This window comes from Agathobaculum sp. LCP25S3_E8 (assembly GCF_052117165.1).
Classification (GTDB): Bacteria; Bacillota; Clostridia; order Oscillospirales; family Butyricicoccaceae; genus Agathobaculum.
Window position 1 is genome coordinate 1 of sequence record NZ_JBQKJR010000060.1, and the last position, 18513, is coordinate 18513.

The 18513-nt window shown below is 51.2% G+C and carries 20 protein-coding genes; 8 read left to right on the forward strand and 12 right to left on the reverse strand.

Features of this window, described 5'->3' with window-relative positions:
* The 5 genes from ACTQ34_RS14965 to ACTQ34_RS14985 all read left to right on the forward strand — a co-directional run.
* On the forward strand, positions 1–761 hold a 761-nt coding region (locus tag ACTQ34_RS14965; protein WP_441364507.1), incomplete at its 5' end, for a diacylglycerol/lipid kinase family protein.
* Between the two features lie 5 nt (positions 762–766).
* A complete protein-coding gene (locus tag ACTQ34_RS14970; RefSeq protein ID WP_441019430.1) occupies positions 767–1534 on the forward strand; it encodes a hypothetical protein in 768 nt (255 codons plus the stop codon).
* Positions 1518–2210: a TVP38/TMEM64 family protein gene (locus ACTQ34_RS14975; RefSeq protein ID WP_441019431.1), complete on the forward strand. Its 693-nt coding sequence runs from the start codon at positions 1518–1520 to the stop codon at positions 2208–2210. The genes ACTQ34_RS14970 and ACTQ34_RS14975 overlap by 17 nt, the downstream gene beginning before the upstream one ends.
* Before the next feature lie 26 nt (positions 2211–2236).
* A complete protein-coding gene (locus tag ACTQ34_RS14980) occupies positions 2237–3616 on the forward strand; it encodes a radical SAM protein (protein ID WP_441019432.1) in 1380 nt (459 codons plus the stop codon).
* A 13-nt stretch (positions 3617–3629) separates the two neighbouring features.
* On the forward strand, positions 3630–3836 hold the full coding sequence (locus ACTQ34_RS14985) for a hypothetical protein (RefSeq protein ID WP_441019433.1): 207 nt from the start codon (positions 3630–3632) through the stop codon (positions 3834–3836).
* 54 nt (positions 3837–3890) lie between these two features.
* Here the strand turns inward: ACTQ34_RS14985 and mobQ are convergent, their stop codons facing one another.
* The 7 genes from mobQ to ACTQ34_RS15020 all read right to left on the reverse strand — a co-directional run bounded on the left by mobQ (position 3891) and on the right by ACTQ34_RS15020 (position 12467).
* Positions 3891–5588 carry a MobQ family relaxase gene (gene mobQ / locus ACTQ34_RS14990; protein WP_441019517.1) on the reverse strand — a complete coding sequence of 566 codons (1698 nt, stop codon included), beginning with the start codon at positions 5586–5588 and terminating at the stop codon, positions 3891–3893.
* 385 nt (positions 5589–5973) lie between these two features.
* Positions 5974–6180 (reverse strand): DUF3847 domain-containing protein, encoded by a 207-nt coding sequence (locus tag ACTQ34_RS14995; RefSeq protein WP_441019518.1) that lies wholly within the window; start codon positions 6178–6180, stop codon positions 5974–5976.
* Between the two features lie 538 nt (positions 6181–6718).
* Positions 6719–7999 carry an IS110 family transposase gene (locus ACTQ34_RS15000; protein WP_441019519.1) on the reverse strand — a complete coding sequence of 427 codons (1281 nt, stop codon included), beginning with the start codon at positions 7997–7999 and terminating at the stop codon, positions 6719–6721.
* Positions 8000–8148: 149 nt separating this feature from the next.
* Entirely contained in the window at positions 8149–10509 is a 2361-nt protein-coding gene (locus ACTQ34_RS15005) for a PEP/pyruvate-binding domain-containing protein (RefSeq protein ID WP_441210663.1), read from the reverse strand.
* A gap of 16 nt (positions 10510–10525) precedes the next feature.
* Entirely contained in the window at positions 10526–10732 is a 207-nt protein-coding gene (locus tag ACTQ34_RS15010) for a hypothetical protein (RefSeq protein WP_441364508.1), read from the reverse strand.
* Positions 10726–12168 (reverse strand): recombinase family protein, encoded by a 1443-nt coding sequence (locus ACTQ34_RS15015; RefSeq protein ID WP_441364509.1) that lies wholly within the window; start codon positions 12166–12168, stop codon positions 10726–10728. The genes ACTQ34_RS15010 and ACTQ34_RS15015 overlap by 7 nt, the downstream gene beginning before the upstream one ends.
* The gene (locus ACTQ34_RS15020; RefSeq protein WP_441210657.1) at positions 12165–12467 is read right to left on the reverse strand and encodes a transposon-encoded TnpW family protein; all 303 of its coding nucleotides are present in this window, start codon (positions 12465–12467) and stop codon (positions 12165–12167) included. The genes ACTQ34_RS15015 and ACTQ34_RS15020 overlap by 4 nt, the downstream gene beginning before the upstream one ends.
* Before the next feature lie 155 nt (positions 12468–12622).
* Here ACTQ34_RS15020 and ACTQ34_RS15025 point away from each other — a divergent pair, with 155 nt between their 5' ends.
* From ACTQ34_RS15025 to ACTQ34_RS15035, 3 genes are read left to right on the forward strand one after another with little or no spacing between them, the layout of a single operon-like run.
* The gene (locus ACTQ34_RS15025; protein ID WP_441018351.1) at positions 12623–13555 is read left to right on the forward strand and encodes a sigma-70 family RNA polymerase sigma factor; all 933 of its coding nucleotides are present in this window, start codon (positions 12623–12625) and stop codon (positions 13553–13555) included.
* A gap of 56 nt (positions 13556–13611) precedes the next feature.
* Positions 13612–14526, forward strand: coding sequence for a hypothetical protein (locus tag ACTQ34_RS15030; RefSeq protein WP_441018349.1), 915 nt, complete (start codon positions 13612–13614; stop codon positions 14524–14526).
* Positions 14519–15541 carry a virulence RhuM family protein gene (locus ACTQ34_RS15035; protein ID WP_441018347.1) on the forward strand — a complete coding sequence of 341 codons (1023 nt, stop codon included), beginning with the start codon at positions 14519–14521 and terminating at the stop codon, positions 15539–15541. Before ACTQ34_RS15030 ends, ACTQ34_RS15035 begins: the two co-directional genes overlap by 8 nt.
* Positions 15542–15589: 48 nt before the next feature.
* On the opposite strand, the gene ACTQ34_RS15040 is transcribed toward ACTQ34_RS15035, so the two are convergent.
* The 5 genes from ACTQ34_RS15040 to ACTQ34_RS15060 form a co-directional block, all read right to left on the reverse strand.
* The gene (locus ACTQ34_RS15040) at positions 15590–15961 is read right to left on the reverse strand and encodes a TnpV protein (protein WP_441018345.1); all 372 of its coding nucleotides are present in this window, start codon (positions 15959–15961) and stop codon (positions 15590–15592) included.
* Positions 15962–16313: 352 nt separating this feature from the next.
* Entirely contained in the window at positions 16314–16496 is a 183-nt protein-coding gene (locus ACTQ34_RS15045; RefSeq protein ID WP_320841035.1) for a transposon-encoded TnpW family protein, read from the reverse strand.
* A 12-nt stretch (positions 16497–16508) separates the two neighbouring features.
* Positions 16509–17342: an ATP-binding protein gene (locus tag ACTQ34_RS15050; RefSeq protein WP_441364510.1), complete on the reverse strand. Its 834-nt coding sequence runs from the start codon at positions 17340–17342 to the stop codon at positions 16509–16511.
* On the reverse strand, positions 17339–18100 hold the full coding sequence (locus ACTQ34_RS15055; protein ID WP_320841037.1) for a replication initiator protein A: 762 nt from the start codon (positions 18098–18100) through the stop codon (positions 17339–17341). The genes ACTQ34_RS15050 and ACTQ34_RS15055 overlap by 4 nt, the downstream gene beginning before the upstream one ends.
* Positions 18097–18267 carry a hypothetical protein gene (locus tag ACTQ34_RS15060; RefSeq protein WP_441364511.1) on the reverse strand — a complete coding sequence of 57 codons (171 nt, stop codon included), beginning with the start codon at positions 18265–18267 and terminating at the stop codon, positions 18097–18099. Before ACTQ34_RS15060 ends, ACTQ34_RS15055 begins: the two co-directional genes overlap by 4 nt.
* Between the last annotated feature and the right edge of the window lie 246 nt (positions 18268–18513).

Sequence of the window (18513 nt, forward strand, 5' to 3'; positions counted from 1 at the left end):
GTGAGGCGAGTCGTGTCATCTCTGCTCGCAGAGCAGCCAACGTAGTCTTTCCTGCAAGAAGCTGCTGTGCGGCTGTGGTAATGAGCAGCTTGGTGTTGTCGTTCTTCGGTATCATCGAGCGGAACATCTATTATTTCGCTACCGGCAGTGGAAATGATTTTCTCACCGACATCGGAGGAAAAGCAGGTGACACACCTCGCCCCATTAACCAGTACCTTCAAAAGCTGCCGTCGGTGTATGTGAACGGCACACGCCGTTATTGCCTCAACGGCATCGGCTATGGCATTGACGGTTACTGCTGTCTGGAGGGCGACCGCCAGCGGGAGCGCTCCACAAAGCCGGTCAATTATACATCCATCGCCATAAAAGGCCTGCTGTTCCACTATAAACCCACCTCCGCCGTTGTCACAGTGGATGGCGTAAAGCACACATACAAGCATGTCTGGTTGGCTCCGACCATGAACGGGCGTTACTACGGCGGCGGTATGATCCCGACGCCGCAGCAGGATCGTCTTGTGCAGCCGAAGCAGCTATCCGTTATGGTGTTCCGCAGTCCCGGTAAGCTGAAAGCCTTGGCTGTCTTTCCCTCTATTTTCAAGGGAGAGCATATCAAGCATACGGATGTAGTGGAAGTTCTGACTGGTCAGGAGATCACGGTGCAGTTTGACCGTCCTGCCCCACTTCAGAACGACGGAGAAACAATTCCCGATGTAACTACCTATCGTGCGTCGGCCTGCGCAGAGGTGCTGGCAGAAAGGTAACAGAAATGCAGAAGGTAAAGCTAAGTATTCAAGCTGAACAGACGCGCTGGCGTGTGTGGTTTTGGACAGTATGTGAGCTGTTTGTACTGTACTCCATGCTGCGCTCTCTGCATTCAGGGCCGGCGTCCGATGCGCTTGTGTGCCTGCTGGTAGGCATCGGTGTGGCAGTACCGTATATCCTTGAGGCTTTCGGCTACCGGATGTCTGATACGCTGTTTGTGTTCAGCCTGCTTTACCTGCTGGCCTCTATGTCAGGACGGATTTACAAGCTGTACTATCTCATTGCGCATTGGGATAAACTGCTGCATCTATGCGGCGGTGTGGTTTTTGCCCTGCTTGGTTCTTATCTCCCTGTGGTGATAAACAGGAAGTACGAGAATGACCGTCTGCTGCGTGTGCTTTTCGCGTTAATGTTCTCCATATCTGTTTCTGCACTATGGGAATTCTACGAATTTGGCATGGATCGCTGGTTCGGCATGGATATGCATCGGGACACAATCATTCACGCCATCCATTCTTACGACTTAGGCGAGGCCACCGGCGTGATCGGCAGCATCGACCAAATTGACAGCGTCATCGTCAATGGAGAACCGTTGGAGGGCTATATCGATATTGGCTTGATCGACACAATGGGCGATATGATGATTGAAACGGCAGGAGCTGCGGCCTACGCTGTCGTATTTGCACTGGATAAAGGCCGTCACCCCGCTTTTATCCATGCTGCAATGGCTTCTCTACCCGGAAAGAAGTCCGTTCATGCACAAGTCGAGTAACACATCGCCGGAGAACCGGCGGATACGAATCGCCAAATGCCTGCTTGCATTGGTTTGGTTCACGATCATTGCAGTATGTCTGCTGCATAAAGATGAGTTTACGCTGGAGGGCATTTTGAGCTATACACCCCAGCAGCCAATTTTAGCCGCAGCAGTATTATGGATGCTGTTTGCGGTGAAAAGTCTGAGCATCTTTTTGTATAGTGGCCTGCTCTATGCTGCCAGCGGCATTTTGTTTCCATTGCCCGTGGCAATCGCGGTAAACATCGCAGGCACAGCGGTCATGGTCAGTATTCCCTATTGGTTGGGGAAAAAGCTGGGCAGTCAAGCAGTGCAGTATATTCTGCATCGCTGGCCGAAGTCCGCCATGCTCCACGATCTTCGCGGCGGCAGTGATTTCTTTTTCGTTCTGATCGTCCGCTTGCTGGGCATCCTGTCTGCTGATGTAGTCAGCGCATATATGGGGGCAGTAGGGGTGAAGTACCGGGCGTATCTTCCAGCCTGTCTGCTGGGTTTCTTACCGACCTGTATTTTGTTCCCTATTATGGGCATGAGTATTTCGGATGTGCGTTCCCCTCAATTTCTTACTGCGGCAGGCATTGAACTTGCAGCAATGCTGCTCTCCTGCATCGCATTTCATTTCTATCGAAAAAAACACACAACGCACGAAAATTGACATACAACAGAAAGGACGAATGAACTATGAGCCTCACCGAAAAAATCTCCCATGCAGCCGAACGCAAGGCATTTGAAACGATCCTGGATTCCATGCTGAAAAAGGGCCAGACGCAGGATGTAGGCGACCTTGCCGAACAGCTCATCGACATGATCCAGAAGATCCACAAGGGCACATGGAGTGATAACTCCTATAAGACGCTGCGGATGATCGCAGAAAACCCCGATGGGAAGTGGGCACATTATACCCAGCGGCTTATCCGGGAGAACGACCCCTACATTCTCAAAACCTTCCTGACCAATGTGGCATACGAGGGCGGTTTCCGGGGCTATCAGACAGCGCAGGAGAATGCCGCCAAGTACGACATCAATGTACCTTGGCTGATCCTGATGGATCCCACCTCCGCCTGCAACATGCACTGCACCGGCTGCTGGGCGGCGGAGTACGGCCACAAGCAGAGCCTGACCTTCGAGGAAATGGATCGTGTGCTGACAGAGGCCAAGGAATTAGGCACCCATGCCTGCCTCTTTACCGGCGGCGAGCCGCTGCTGCGAAAAAAAGACATCATCCGCCTATGCGAGAAGCACCGGGATATGGCGTTTCACGCCTTCACCAACGGTACCCTCATCGACGAGGAATTTTGTCAGGAGATGCTGCGGGTGGGCAACTTCTTCGTGTCCATCAGCGTGGAGGGCTTTGAGGAGGCCAACGACGGCCGCCGTGGGCGGGGTCACTTCCAGAAGGCGCTGGACGCCATGGACCTGATGCACAGCCACCGCATCCCCTTCGGCGTGTCCATCTGCTACACCAGCCGGAACTACAAGGTGGTCACCAGCGACGAGTTTTTGGATTTGCTGATCTCCAAGGGCTGCATTTTTGCGTGGTATTTCCACTATATGCCCGTTGGCCTGAACGCTGACACCTCCCTACTGCTGACACCGGAGCAAAGAGCGTATATGAAAGACCGCGTCCGCGAGATCCGCGGGCTTACCGGCGGCAAGGAGCTGTACTGCATCGACTTCCAGAACGACGGCGAGTTTGCAGGCGGATGCGTAGCTGGCGGCAGAATTTACTGCCATATCAACGCCGCAGGCGATGTGGAGCCCTGCGTGTTCATCCACTATTCCAGCGCCAATATCCGAGACAAGAGCTTTTTGGAGTGCTTGCAGCAGCCGCTGTTCAAACTCTACCGCAAGGGACAGCCCTTCAACGGCAACCACCTGCGGCCCTGCCCCATGCTGGAAAATCCGGAGCTGCTGCCGAAAATGGTGGCAGAGAGCGGTGCGCACTCCACCGACCTCGAAGCTCCGGAAAGCGCCGAGCATCTGTGCGAGAAGTGCAAGGCCTATGCCGATTGCTGGAAGCCTGAAGCCGAAAAGCTCTGGGCGGAAGAAAACCATAATTGATGGAGGTATGAATATGAAGATGGCAAATCATGACTGTTGTGAAAAGAAGCACTGCAAGTGCAGAGGCTTTCTGAAATTCGTTTTCGGTGCGGGCGTTCTTGGCTTGCTTGCGCACATGGTATATGGCTATCTGGAAGAGGATAAGCCATGTCCGCTGAAAGGATGGCTGGCTAAGCACGGGAACGAAAGTACCGCTGAATTTGAGGATTTCGACGATTGACACCAACTTTTTAACAGAGGCGGCGGCACGTATGAGCCGCCGCCTTTTGCACGATTACCGCTCAGGGTCATTTCTTTTTTGTTTACTGTGAGAATTTTGGTGCTGCTCTTGATTTCTGTGCATAATGAGTTGCCGCACCTGCCGTTCTTCCAGGTCCTCTCTGAGTAGGCGGGATGTTTCCTGTTTGGCACTGAGCAGCATAATAAGAGATGGCTTCTCATGCATGGCATCCTCTAACTGCTGTTCTGCTGCCTTTTCCTGCACAGGGCGAATGACCTGCCGTGCTTTGTATAGCTCCACCGGGTCAAAATCCGCAGCCTGCGCTTTCAGCTCGTCATATTCAGCCAGCGCCTTATCCAACTCGGCAGAGTATTTCTGCTCCTGCGCCTCTATCTTTTTCAGACCGGCCTCCATGGTGGCAATATCCTTGCGGAACGCCTCTGCGCCTGCATCCTCCGCATACTCAAATTTTTGCAAAAGAAGCGCCTTCTCGGAACGCAGTTCCTCCAATTCCTCCGTCAGCTCGGCTATGCAGACAGCCAGCGCCTTGTGCCGTTTCACATGATATACTGGTAATTCCTTTTTCTCAGCAACCAACGCTTTGCGCTCCTTGCTCTTTTCCTTGATCTGCTGCACCAGACCGGTGTAACGCTCCAGCTCCGGCTTCCATACGGCAAGGGATTTTTGAATATGCGCTTTGCCGCTGCGAATATGAGAGAGCTGATAACAGAAGATCATCACACGGCTGCGCAGCTTCTCCAGCCCCTCCGCAATGGCGGGAACAGTACGGGCGACCAGTGCGGCCAGCTTCTTGACTTCGGCTTTCAACTCCCGCAGCAGCACATTGTCGGCCTTGATCTGCCGGTTGATCTCGCAGCGGTCGGAGATGATTCCCTTGCGCTCCAACGCCTGCGCTGCCACGCCCTCATGAATGGTAGGAATCTTATCCAATCCCCGTGCGGCGTTGCTGCGGTGGTCAATGCGTTCCTCCCGCCCGGCGCGTTCCAGATAGCGGTTGGACACATCCGCCCATGCCGCCCGCCATAACGCAAGCTGTTCCTCACTGTTCCAGCGTTCAGAGATGGGATTCTGTCTGCCGTAGCGGGTGCTTTTGGGATGCTTGTCAGCCCGGACAAGCCCCTGTGCATCAGCCTTGGAAGGAACCATATACACTTTCTTTTTGCCGACTTTGTAGGGATATTGCTTCTCCCAGCCATCATTCTGCGCTGTCCGGAACTCAGCGGCAGTAAAACCCCGTTCCTCGCCGTTTTTCATGCAGAGATATTCCTTCTCTGTCTTGTACTGCCACTTGCCTCGTTCATCCAGCGGGCGCACCGTCAGCAGAATGTGAGCGTGGGGATTGTGACCATCCGTGTCGTGAATGGCAGCATCGGCACACATTCCGTCTGATACGAACTGCTCCCGGATAAAATCTTGCAGCAGTTCGATCTGTTCCTCACGGTTCAACTCTATGGGCAGGGCAACGACGAATTCACGCGCCAACCGGCTGTCCTTGGCAGTCTCCACTTCCTCTACGGCGTTCCAGAGTTGTTCCCGGTCTTTCCATTCCTGCGGGGCGTATTCCGGCAGAAACACCTCCTGCCAGACAAGCCCCTGCTTTTTCGTATAGTCGTGCTGTATCCCATCGTAATCGTTGTAGAGACGGGAACAGCTTAGGTAAGCAGAGGCGGCCACGGCGGAGCGCCCTGCGCCCCGGCTGACCACCTTTGCCTCCAGATGATAAATTGCCATCGTTCGTTCACCTCGTTTTCTTTTTTCTGTTTCTCTTTCGTAAAAGAGAAAATGGACGGGCAGAACGCCCGTCCATCTCTGCGGCAAAGCTGCCGGTGGCAGGTTTGCGTAGGCAGGCGGCAACAGGGGTAGAGAATTTCTACCCCCAATTCTCTGCGCCTGTCGCAGGGAATTTGCCGTCTGCGCAGACGATGACAGCAGCGCCCGCAGGTGCTGTGGCATTGTCTGGAGGCTGCCGCAGCAGCCGCATCTGCCTCGCAGAGCGCACGGCTTGCCAACGGCAAGTACCACCGCCCCTTCGGGTGGTGAGTAAGTGCGCCCTTCGGGAGCCCTTCGGGAGAAAAAAGAGGAAGGCCCCCGGTTTCCCGGAGACCTCCCAGCGAATTCAATCGTGCTGCGGCAGCTTCTGCATCAGGTAATCCTCCAGCGCAGGCAGCTCCACCGTCCGCACTTCCGGCAGCACCTTTTCCAGAATCGCGCCCTCCTGAATGAGCCTGCGTGTCCTCGCTTTTCGCTCCTTGACACGATCCCGCGCCTGCGCTTCCTCTAACCGGTGCTGTGCCTGCAACAATTTCTTTTCCGTATCCGTCATGTGAAAAATCCTCCCTATAATGTCAAGTGATTTTTTCTTGAAAATCAAGGATTTTTCAACGGTATACCTCTACTGAATGAGCCGTAAGGGTGGGCATCTCTGAGTATCGGGTACGAGAATAGAGGTGTTTTGGGTATACGAACCAGAACGTCATTTATCCTGATATTCATGGCCGTTGTATAACCCTTCCCTCTATGGCAGCGCACCTCCCGTATCTACCAGGATCACCTTCGGTTCCCCGATGGGTCCTCACTTCCTTCGTTCCGCCTGCCCATAACCAGGGTGTCAGCTTAGCTCCTCATCAGGGTCGTGCCCTATGGAATAAATTCCTGCCGACTACTGGCTCATTCTTTGTTGTTTGCTGACTCCAGCTCCCGCTCACCAGCACCTTTCGGCGGACGTTTCCCTGATGAACTTCTTCCTTCGTCACTCCCATAAGGGAGCCGGTCTCCTGCTTGTGACCGGAACCGGATCCCTGATGTGGTTCAGATCCCCGGCTCTGGCCGCAAGCAGTAGTTGCTCTGTTGTTTTCGGCTGCTTATGCCGCCAATGGTCTCCGGATATCCCCCATCAGCTTTGCCGCATCATAAGTCGCTCCGGTCTGCAGGATCAGGTAGAACACCCGGATCAGCTTGCATGCCACCGCGATCATTGACTGCATCTTCTTTAAAGGATTCTTCTCCCTTGTCGTGTAATACTGATGGATCGACTTAAATTCCGGACTGTGGCTTACCACGCTGACTGCCGCTTCATACAGCACATATCTCAGTCGCTTTCTGCCGCGGTAGCTAATGTGGCTTTCTCCCTTGTGCTTTCCGGATTCGTCCTTGACGATTGCGTATCCGGCCAGCTTCTGGAGCTGTCTGGGATCATCGAAACGCGTAATGTCCCCGACTTCCGCTACAAACCCGATCACCGTCTTCAGGCCTACGCCCCTGATCTCCAGAAGCTTGTCTACGTATGGCACCTCTATGATCTTTTCCTCGATCAGTGCCATCAATTCTGCTTCCCGTGCTGTCTGCATCTCATAGTCTGAGAGCAGGATCTGCAGTTCTATCCTGGCTGCTTCCTGTGCTTCCCGGCTCCCGATGCTGTGCTCCGCCGCTGCTACCAGGGTCTTAGCCCTCTTTAATCCGACGCCTCTTAACTTCGCATCCCTCCAGATCCGGTTTACACCGTCCACACCAAGTTTTACGATATCTTCCGGCAGTGGCGCTGCCTTCAGAACCATCAGACCGCTCACCGCACCGACATTCCCGTAAACGTCTTTATAATTCGGGAAGTAGATACTGAACCATCTGGCGATCCGATTCTTCAGCCTTGTGATCTCGCTCTGTGCGAGCACCTGCAGTCCTGATAATGCCCTGATCTCTGCATAGACCCCGTCCGGGATATACGGCCGGAAATACCTTCCGTCTTTTACCAGACCGGCTATTACTTTCGGATCTTTGCGGTCATTCTTGTCCGGGTTGTTATCATCCAGTTCCTTCGATTTCTTGACATGATGTGGATTTACGTGCACTGGAGTCATACTGTTATCCTGCAGGAACTTCCCAAGATTGAACCAATAATGGCCTGTTGGTTCCATGCCCGGTATTACCTTGTCCATTTCGTGCTTTTCCTTCAGCTCCTCAATCCAGATCCGGAACGTCTCGAACCCTTCCTCCGTGTTACTGAATTCAAGCGGTTTCCTGGAGAACTCGTATCCCCGCCAGTTAAATGCCCGTGCGAAGTGTGTCTCACTTCCTACGTCAATGCCAATGATCAAAGTTTTTTCAGTTATAGCTGCGATCTTTGCGTTTTGTGTGGTAGACTTCATCTTAGATACCTCTCTTGTAATGGATTTGCTAACTGTCGTGGGTCAGCAAACCTTATATTACAGTGAGGTATCTTTTCTTTCACCTGCTTTCTTTCGCGTCCCTATATTTGAATCATACAGGAAGCTCCTTTAGGGACAACAGCAGTTGTTCAATCCAAGATATGCACAACTCCTTGACCACCATCAACAAGTACTCTGTCCCCTGTCTTAAGTCGTGTGGTAGCATTGCCGCATCCCACAACAGCAGGTATACCAAGTTCTCTGGCTACAATAGCAGCGTGGGACAAGGGTGCTCCTATATCGGTAATGATTGCTGCAGCTCTAGGGAAAAGAGGGGTCCAGCCTACATTCGTGGTTGATGCTACTAATATTTCACCCTGCTTAAAGTTTTCCCCATCCTCCGGATTGGTCAAAACACGCACAATTCCTTCTATCCTGCCTGTTGCGCCAGCAAAGCCTTTCAGTGTTTCAGAGTCAGACGCACTAACAGTTGTTAAAGTCGGATCATAATAATCCACTCTTCTATTTGGGTCTTCTGCCCACTTGAATGGATCAAATCTTCCACGGATCATTGATGGCAATGGAGGCAGCGTCTTATATTTTTCGAAGGTTTTGCGTCTGGCAGGAATATGCTTCACCGCCGATTTGTTTCCGGAAAGCAAATTCAGAACTTCATCCATGTAGAGGAAAAATACATCGTCTCCAATTCCTGTGAGTTCTCCCGCTTTCAGTGCAAAAACACGGTTAACCCTGAAAACTCTGGTCCATTCTGAACGGGCAGCTTCTCTTATATTGCTGCCTTCAGAAGCATCGGCAATTTGCTTGCTGATCTTTTTTGCTTTGCCCGGAAAACGATCCTCAAGCTTTTTTAACGTTCTTTCATATTGGGTATGCTGCTTCTTCAGAAGTTCTTCAGCATCAATATTAGACTTTTTAAATTCTTCTATCTGTTTTTCAAGCCAAATTTTATCCTCAGCAGGATCAGGTATGGATATCTCAAACTCATGAGGACCTCTATGACCGTACTTCATAAGGTATTCCTCCCGGCTCGATTCCCCCTTAATAATCTTTGATATCCCGATAACCGGACCAAGACTTTCAAGTTCAGAACTTCCCCTTAAATTCGACAGCAGTGTATTTGCGTCTTCCTTCCCTAAAAGCTTTGGAAGTTCTTCATTTAATTTAAATAATCCCGTCAATTTTTTTCGGGGAGCGAAACGGGTAACCCACAAAGCCTTACAGTTATAAGGCCAAAGTTCTTCCTTCCATAAGTTCAGTAATTCTTTATTCGTCTTTGCTCCTTCAGTGCGTTCCTTCATTGTTCTGCACCAGTTTGGCGTATCCGTAAAATAATGCGGCATTGCTTTCGTAACTTCCTTCGATTTTTTTAAGGTATTCATTATTCCCGGCATCATTGCTTTTATTAATCCTAACCCCGAAAACGGATAAATCGGAATATTCATTCCTTCAGGCATCTGTCCAAATATATCATTCATTTTTTTAAGCACGGGTTTATAGTCCTTACCAAAGGCCGGATATATTGACAAAGCCATATTTACATTGGAGTACATCCTTCCGCAGATATTACCGGAGAATAAATAATATCCGGGAACTACCATTTGCTCCTCATCAAGCGCTCTTATCACAGACCAGCTAAGCGGAGTAAAAACATCGGTCATAGCCTCACCCACATTGGTATTGGTCCAGAGGTAATCTCCATCCAAAGTATCATTCAATTCATAGGTATCCAGATTACCTGTCTTCTGGGTTGTAATAGGCCTTGCTTGAAGCATATATAATTTCCCTTTTGCAACAGCCCATTCAATATCCTGTTGATATCCCAATTCCTTCACAAGCTTAGCAGCGTACTTATACAGTTCTGAGGCATACTTTTTAAAATCCTCTGGGCCCTCATATTTTCCTTTAGGCCTCATCAGTTTAAAAGGATATGCGTTGGCTTCCCCGGATACCAGCTGCTCTCCCAATCCATAGACAAAATTACCTGTCATGCTTGTGTGACTGCCGGTAATCGGATCAGCAGTGAACAATACGCCCGAAATTTCAGACTGCACCATAAGCATAATTACCACAGCAATCTGATGAGATTGTTCCATTCCTTGAACAGAACTGTATGCCTTTACTCTCTCCGACTCTCTTGATCTAAAAACTGTATAGATTGCTTCCTGTATTTCTTTATCTGTTTTAACATTAAGAACAGTTTCAAACTCTCCTGCAAATGAAGCCTGTGCTGAATCTTCACTTAAAGCGGATGACCTTACTGCAAACAGCGCCCCCTCATGCTTCTTCCTAATGGTATTCAGATAATCCCTTATCTCATTCCAAGCTTCCGCATTCAGCTTCTCCTTCTGAAAAGCTGACGGTAAAACGACAAAACCTTCAGGAACAGGATACCCGTCCTGAAACATCCTAGAAAGCATACCGCCTTTTCCTCCTGCAAATGCCTGAAGGTCAGGAGTCAAATCTTTAAAACTTTTGACCATATTTCCCATACCAAATTCCTCCTTTTTACTTATAGAAACAGTCTTTTAATAATTTAAAATAAATATCCAGTTCCAATAGGATTTCATCAAAATCAAGATCGGTTATAGGGCTTTCTCTTATCTCTTCCTTTTTTTTGGCTGCGAAGCCTTCCATGGTCCAGATAATAACATTCACGGCTCTTTTAATGTCCGTTCCCTCTTTAAACTTAGTACTATCAAAATTGCTCAGCACTTTTCTTCTGCTTCTGCGACAGAGGCTTGCAGCGTTTTCTGCTCCGCTTCATAATCTGCCAGCAGACTGTCAAAGCGTTCATCGGTGATACGCCCGACGGCAAAGGATTCATAGAGCTTTTTGATGATGGTGTCCAGCTCAGCAATGCGCTTTTTGTCCTTGCTCAACCTTCGCTTGGCGTCCTTGGCCGCCTCCGTCTGCCGGAGCTGGGAGGCGGAGCGCACCTTTTCCATGAACGCCGCCTGATTGGAAATCGCAAAGGTACTGACCGTGCGGATGGTGTCCAGAATCAGTGTGCGCAGGGCCTTGGTCGTGATATAGTGGCCGCAGCAGGCGGCGGTACGCTTCTGGCGGGCGAGGGTATAGGAGGAACAATCGAAGAAGTCAGATGGATAGGGATTGTTCTCTGTGCCGCCTTTGGAGCGGTGATTATACATCTTCTCGCCGCAATCGGCGCAGTACAAAAGGCCGGTCAGCGGATTCGCTTCACCCAGCGTGTCGATGCGCTTGGGCGTCTTGCGGAGCTTTTGTGCAAGCTCCCATGTTTCCCTGTCCACAATGGCCTCGTGGGTATTCTCGAAGATCAGCCAGTCCTCCCTGGGATTCATCACGGCGTTTTTATCTTTATAGGACTGCTTGTGGGAGCGGAAATTCACCGTATGCCCCATATACTCCGGCTTGGAGAGGATCTGTCCCACGACATAGCCGCTCCAGTTATAGGGATTGGAAAATTCCTCTTTGCTTTTCCAGATGCCCTTGCCCTGCTTGCCGAAGTACACAGCAGGTGTTTCCACCTTATCCTCAAAAAGAATACGGGCAATATCGTATGGGCCTTTGCCCTCAATGGTCAAGCGGAAAATGCGGCGCACCACGGCGGCGGCTTCCTCGTCGATCAGCCAATGGTATTTGTTTTCCGGGTCTTTCCTGTAGCCATAGATGGCGCAGTTGGTGGTAGGCTTGCCGGATTCCCCTTTGACACGAATGGCGGTTTTCTGCTTGCGGCTCAGATCGCGCAGATACCATTCGTTCATGATGTTGAGGAAGGGGGCAAATTCATTGCTGTTCTGGTCATCGCTGTCCACGCTGTTGGCGATGGCAACAAAGTGAACGCCGTGCTGCCGGAAGAATACCTCCGTGTAAAATCCGGTTTGCAGATAGTCTCGCCCCGCCCGGCTCATATCCTTGACGATCACATGAGCAACCTTGCCTGCCTCAATATCCGCGATGAGCTGCTTCCACGCTGGACGCTCAAAGTTGCCGCCGCTCCAGCCGTCGTCGGTATAGTGCCGACAGTTGGTGTAGCCCCTTTGCTGGGCATAGCTTTCGAGGTATTTTTTCTGATTCACGATGGAATTGCTGTCCCCGGCGTTGTCATCGTCGCGGGACAGCCGCTCATAGAGAGCGGTGATTTTGCTTTCAGTCTGTTTCGCACTCATGATGCGCTCCTTTCAGACTGTCGGCTCATTTGTGGTGTCTCCATTATACCATAGGTTCCGTCGTTTGTAACCATATCATTGCGTACAATCCGCAAAATTTTATCCTCCATGGTCTCGCCGCCGCTTTCGTTGAACACGACCCTGACCTTGTAGGTGGTGCCGCCGATCCGGCGAATGATAAACTGTTCTCGTTTGTTCTGCTCCATAGGCATCCTCCTTGCGTGATTGGTTGGTTTTTGATATAATGTGGTTGGTTCCGTTGGCTGTAAGCCAACCGTGTCTTTCTGCTGCTTTTTCATGCTCCATATCCTCCTTTTCTTCGCTGGCGATTCCAAAAGTAATCTGTGTATTCTGCTATAAGATTACTCCATCTACTAATAGGAGAAATAAGGGGTGTAAATCGGAACTGTTTTTGAAAAAAAGAAAAATATTTTTTCGGGGAGGTGAAGCTGCCGTGGAACCATGGGAGGATGAACTGCTGCTGGATGATGATTTTTCCGATGAGGAAGAAGATACCGAGGAGCAAATAGAGGAAAACGACCTTGAAATGGATGCGGACAGCTTTGCCGATTGGGAGGATGCGTCTGACGGTCCGCCGGTGGACGAGACGCTGGAGGAAGCGCTTACCGAGGAACGTACTCTTGAGCTGGAAAGCGAGCTGGAGCAGGACGAGCATCCCAGAGACTATGATACCGAGCTGGAGGACGAGGAGGAAGAAGCCGCGCCCACCAGCGAAAAACGACTCAAGCGGGAAATTCGTGCAGAGGCGTTGAAGCGTTTAGAGGAAGCAGCCCGGACAGAATCGGATTTTTTGACTGTGGTAGACGAGTGGAACAAGCTGGACAGGAACCGGGAGCGCCGGGAGCGTGACCACGAAAACCTGCGCGGGGATGTTCCGTTGGAGTTTCAGGCTGTACCTGATCCGAAGATTGCTCCCTTCTGGATGAATCTGCCGAGGTTCCGCCAGCTCTGTCAGGGAAATTTTCTCGACATCATCTTCTCCTGCCCCTACGAGCTGCACGAGCTGACTGCGAACCGTTTTCTCTCCAAGCTCTTTTTCACCCTCAGTGATGAGCAGAAGGAGGTGCTGTATTACCTGTTTGTCAAGCAATACAGCACCACAAGGCTTGCAGCCATCCGTGGACAATCCGACCGGAATATCCGAAAGCTGCGGATGACCATTCAAAAAAAGCTGCAAAAGCGGATGTATGAGCATCTGAGTGAAAAGCTGGAGAAGGACTACAGCATTACCCTGCGGGAGCGCGAATTCATGGAGAAATATGAAGCGTCGATGCAAACCATGGGCAAGGATGCCGTGATCCGCCGGGAGAACAAAACAAAACCGAGAAAAAAGAAAGCCGCCCTTGACGATGTCAAGGACGGTTGATACAATGGTAATATGGTTAATATATAGATGGATTACGAATTGAGAGGAACAGCGTTATGAATAATCTGTTTGCGCAGTCCCGTTCCCATTGGGTGCGGTATGACCGCTATGAGATCAAGACCGGTAAGGACGGGAAACGCTATATCACGCCGGAAAAGACGGCAAAGCCCGATGTCTATAACCCGCTGAAGGAATCCTCCGAGATGGTGCTGGAGGCGCTGAACGTAGGGATGCTGATGATGAACCGCAGCCCGGAGGATGAGGTGGAAAAGGCAATTCTGGCTTTTGTGACCCATTATGGTCTGTTGGGGCTGATGACGGCGCTGCCCACCACGCCGTCCTTTATGGACTATGAGGCAGTCTATCTGCCGAAGAATCACTTCATCAAGGAAGAAAGCATGGCAACAGAGGACTACCTTGCCCTGTTCTATCCCTTTGACAAATTGGATGTAGTGAAAAAAGGCGTGGAATCCAGTTGGAATGTTTCCGGGGATAATATGATGATTGCCCTGACCATGACCTTCATGGATGAGCCGATGGCAAAGAACATGAGCTTCCAGCGGGAATATGCAGAACCGTATGATTGGGTGGCGCAGCAGTTCAAGGATTGGGCGTTCACGCTGACTACCTCTGTTTTGTACTATAACGACTACGACAGCATTGATGAGGACACAAGAAATCTTTACCGCAAGGCCATGGCTGCCTTCGGCGGCATTGCGCCTACCTATCATATCGAACTGCTGGAGAAACCGACCATCTATTGGGACTTCCATTCCCTGCTGCTGGGCATCCAGATGATGTTCAGCTTTATGCTGGTGGACGATACAAAACCCCTGCGGCTGTGCAAGCACTGCCAGAAGGTATTCCTCGGCAGCCGGGCCAACTCCGCGTTTTGCAGCGCCCGGTGCAAGAATCAGTATAATGTCTATAAAACACGGGCAAAGAGCCGGGAGGATAAAGAGAATGGATGAGAATATGGCACTTACCCCATACGAGACAAGAGAAATTTTGTTTTACAAGACCGATAACGGCGATGTCAAGGTTGAAATTCTGCTATATCAGGAGAATTTATGGCTGACGCAGGCAAAGATGGCGGAGCTGTTTGAGGTGCAGAAAGCGGCCATCTCAAAGCACCTGAAGAATATCTTTGTATCCGGTGAATTGATGGAGGATTCAGTTGTTTCCGTTTTGGAAACAACTGCGGCAGACGGGAAAAAATATCCCACACGGTACTATAATCTGGATGCGATTATTGCGGTCGGTTATCGGGTGAACTCCAAAAAGGCCACCATGTTCCGCATATGGGCAAACAGGATATTGAAGGAGTATATTATCAAGGGCTATGTCATGGACGATGAGCGCCTGAAAGAGCCGCAGAACTTCTTCGGGAAGGATTATTTTGAGGAACAGCTGGAGCGCATCCGTGATATTCGCGCCAGTGAACGGCGCTTTTATCAGAAAATCACGGATATCTATTCCCAATGCAGCGCAGACTATGACGTGGACAGCCCTGTGACAAAAGAATTTTTCGCCACCGTACAAAACAAACTGCATTACGCAATTACAAAGCACACCGCAGCGGAGATCATCTACGACCGGGCAGACAGCACGAAACCGAATATGGGCCTGACAACATGGAAAAATGCACCGGGCGGCAGAATCCGAAAATCCGATGTTGTGATAGCGAAGAACTACTTGGACGAAACCGAGATAGGAAGCCTGAACGAGATCGTCACGATGTATCTTGATTATGCCGAGCGGCAGGCACGCCGTGGAAACATCATGTATATGCGGGATTGGGTCGCACGGCTGGATGCGTTTTTGCAGTTCAACGAGGAAGAAGTGCTGCATCATAAAGGAAAAGTGACAGCAGCCATTGCAAAAGCCTTTGCCGAGAGCGAATTTGAGAAATACCGTGTCATTCAGGATCGGCAGTATCAGAGCGATTTTGACCGACTTGTAGCCAGCACCGAGGAAAAGGATTAAAACGCAGAAATGCCCGCTATCGGCCGTACAGCCAATAACGGGCATTTGTCATTCATATACGAGCTCGGTCAGAACGATTTCCTCCGCACGATTGCGGATGCTGTTCATGCGGCGCACCCATTCCATTTGCTCGGCGGCCTTGAGTGCTTCGGTCACACCCTCCTGCTTCGCCATATCAGAAACGATGATTGCCATGCGCTCATTGCAGGCTTGGTCGATCTCGGCAAGGTGACGATGCAGCGTTCCGCTTGTGAGCAAGTTTGCATAGAGAACTGGACGATGTTCTTTCAGATAGCTGCGACGCATACGCCCGTACTTGCCGATCTGGTATTCTGGTTCGTCCGGCAGCGCAAGGTTCGGGATAAGATAATCACCCTCCTGACGGTAAGTGCCGCCCATTTCTTCAAATAGAGATTTCATAAGAATCAGCTCCTTTTGGTGTTGTTTTTTAGCGGTTATAAGGGCTTTTTTACTCCTTTCCTACAACTGCTGTTCCATTCACCACAAATGAGCCGCAGTCATATGTATTAGGTGGGAGAAACCACCCTCTACATAGTAACTCTTGGTTCGATATGGAATTACTCTCGCCTTGCTGCAAATCGTCTTTGGACAATCTCGGATAAAGGGCGGTGATTAGGTTTTGGGTGGCTTGTCTTATCATAAAATCCTCCGTTTCCGACAGCCAGCCCCACTATTCCGTAGCTTCATTGTACCACAGGCGGGGGCTGGCTGTATAGCGGCAAAAGTGTCAAATCTGCTTCTTTATGCCCGGTCAAATCGCCGGTTTTTGTGTAGCGGCTTCGGCTTGCAGCACCTTTTCCATTTTGTCGGCGGCGGTTTCGGTGCTGTCCTGCTTGAAAAAACCGGACACCACGAGGACGGAGTTCCCTATGCGGATTTCCGTCACGCAGTCGGGGCGGCGGTCAGGGGTGCGGATTGGCTGTTTTTCTGTCATAGGCGGCTCCTTTCACTCGTTTATCAGTTTTTTCAGTTCTTCCAGCTTGCTCTGCGCCATGCCCTTGCGGAAGTTCCCGCCCGTAAAACGGACAGGGGCGCACATTTCTAGCAATCGGTCATAGATACGGGCGTGGGCGGTGTCGGTTGGGTTCTGGATTTCCTGCAAGGTGAGGTTGGTGGTGACGATCAGCGGCCTGCGGCTGCGGTATCGGCTGTCAATCACGCTGTAAACCTGTTCCAGCCCGTAGGCGGTGTCACGCTCCATGCCAAAATCATCAAGGACAAGCAGCGGATAGCGGCAAAGGCGGGAAATGTACTCGTTGCGCCCCTTAAAGCTGGCGGCAAGGTCGTTGAGGATTGCGGCAAAATTCGTCATGCGGACGGGGATTTCCTGCTCCATGAGGGCGTTGGCGATACAGGCGGCAAGATAGCTTTTGCCCGTCCCAACGCCGCCCCAGAAAAGCAGCCCCATGTTTTTCTCTTTCATGGTTTCCCACTTTTCTGTATATCTGCGGGCGATGGCGGTCTGTGGGTTCTGCCCGTTGTCGTTCTCAAAAGTCCAGTCCCGCATGGCGGTATCGGAAAAGCCCCGGCGTTTCAAGTCCTCTACGGTGTCAAGGTGTCTGCGCCGCTGCTCGGCGGCTTCACGCTTGATCCGCTGCGCCCTCTGGCAGTCGCACTCTGCCGGGTGGCGGTCAAGCCCAAACAATGCTTTGCCCTCCGGGAAGTAGGCTTCTTTGGGCTTATGGCACTTGCCGCAGTATAAAAGCCCGTCCCCGCCTGTGTAATCGCCGTTTTCCGGCTCGGTATCGGGTAAAATATTCATATCTTCGATTTTGTTCATAAACTTTCTCCCTCCTTGCAGGTGTAATCGGGTATGCCCTGTTTCGGGGCGGCCTTTTTGTCATTTTCCGCCCATATCCGTAAGGCGGCGGCATAGTTCTGGTAGGTTTTCCCGCTGGCGGCAAGGTAGCGGCTCATTTCCTCAATGAACCGTTCCAGCCTGTCCGGGTATTCGGTTTCCAGTTCCGCATACTCGGCTTCTGACAGAAAAATATTCTCATATCTGCCAAACGGCTTGTGCGGCTCTCCACTCACTCCCATTGTTTTGCTCTCTGTAAGGTTGTTTATCGTAAGGTTGTTAGGGGTCGGTTTTCCGACCGTCATAAGGTCGCTTTTCCGACCATCAGTGGGTCGGTTTTCCGCACTTATGAGGGTCGCTTTTCCGGCTGTCACAGGGTCGGAAATCCGCACCAATGGCGGCAGCTTCACATACAGGCGGTTGGCTGCGGAAAATCCCGTCCGTTTCCGTTCCAGTAGTCCAGCTGCGTCCAGTTCGTTCAGGGCGGCTTTGATGGCGGTCTGCCCCTTATCCAGCGTGTCGGCAATCTCCGCTATGGGATAGACGATGAATGTCCTGCCGCTGCCGTCCTGCCAGCCGTTCTTCTGGGAAAGGGTGGTACGGTCTAACAACAGCGCATAGAGCAGCTTGGCGGTCTGGGAAATGTCCATTTTCAGCAGGAACCGGGGGTAAGGCAGATAGGGCGGCAAGCCTGTGTCCAGCCCTACATAGAGCGTTTCCTGCGTGCTGTCCGGCTTCATGGCTTCGCCCGCTTGGAGAGGAACGGCGGGCACTCGATGATGACAGCCCGGAAACTCTGCTTGCAGGTGCGGCGGCACTTACGGCAAAGGGGGTTGTAGGTGATACGGTTGCGCTCGTTAAGGAAGAACGCCCATTCTTCCTTGCGCTTCTTGCTCATTCTCGGCATGGCGGCTCCTTTCTGCCGCTTCTATCGGGGTAACGGGATAGGCGGCGTTTGGTGTATGGTTTCGGTGTCATTTTCGGGGATTTTCCCCTCTGTAAGCCCCTTGGAAAAGGCGGGTGGTATTGCGGATAGGGGAAGATGGAGTAGTACCCTGTAAGTGCAGTCGCAAATTCCCCAAAAATCTGTTAAACTGAACGAACAGAGACGGAGGGGATCGCAATGAAACGTTACAGCAAAGAATTTAAGGAA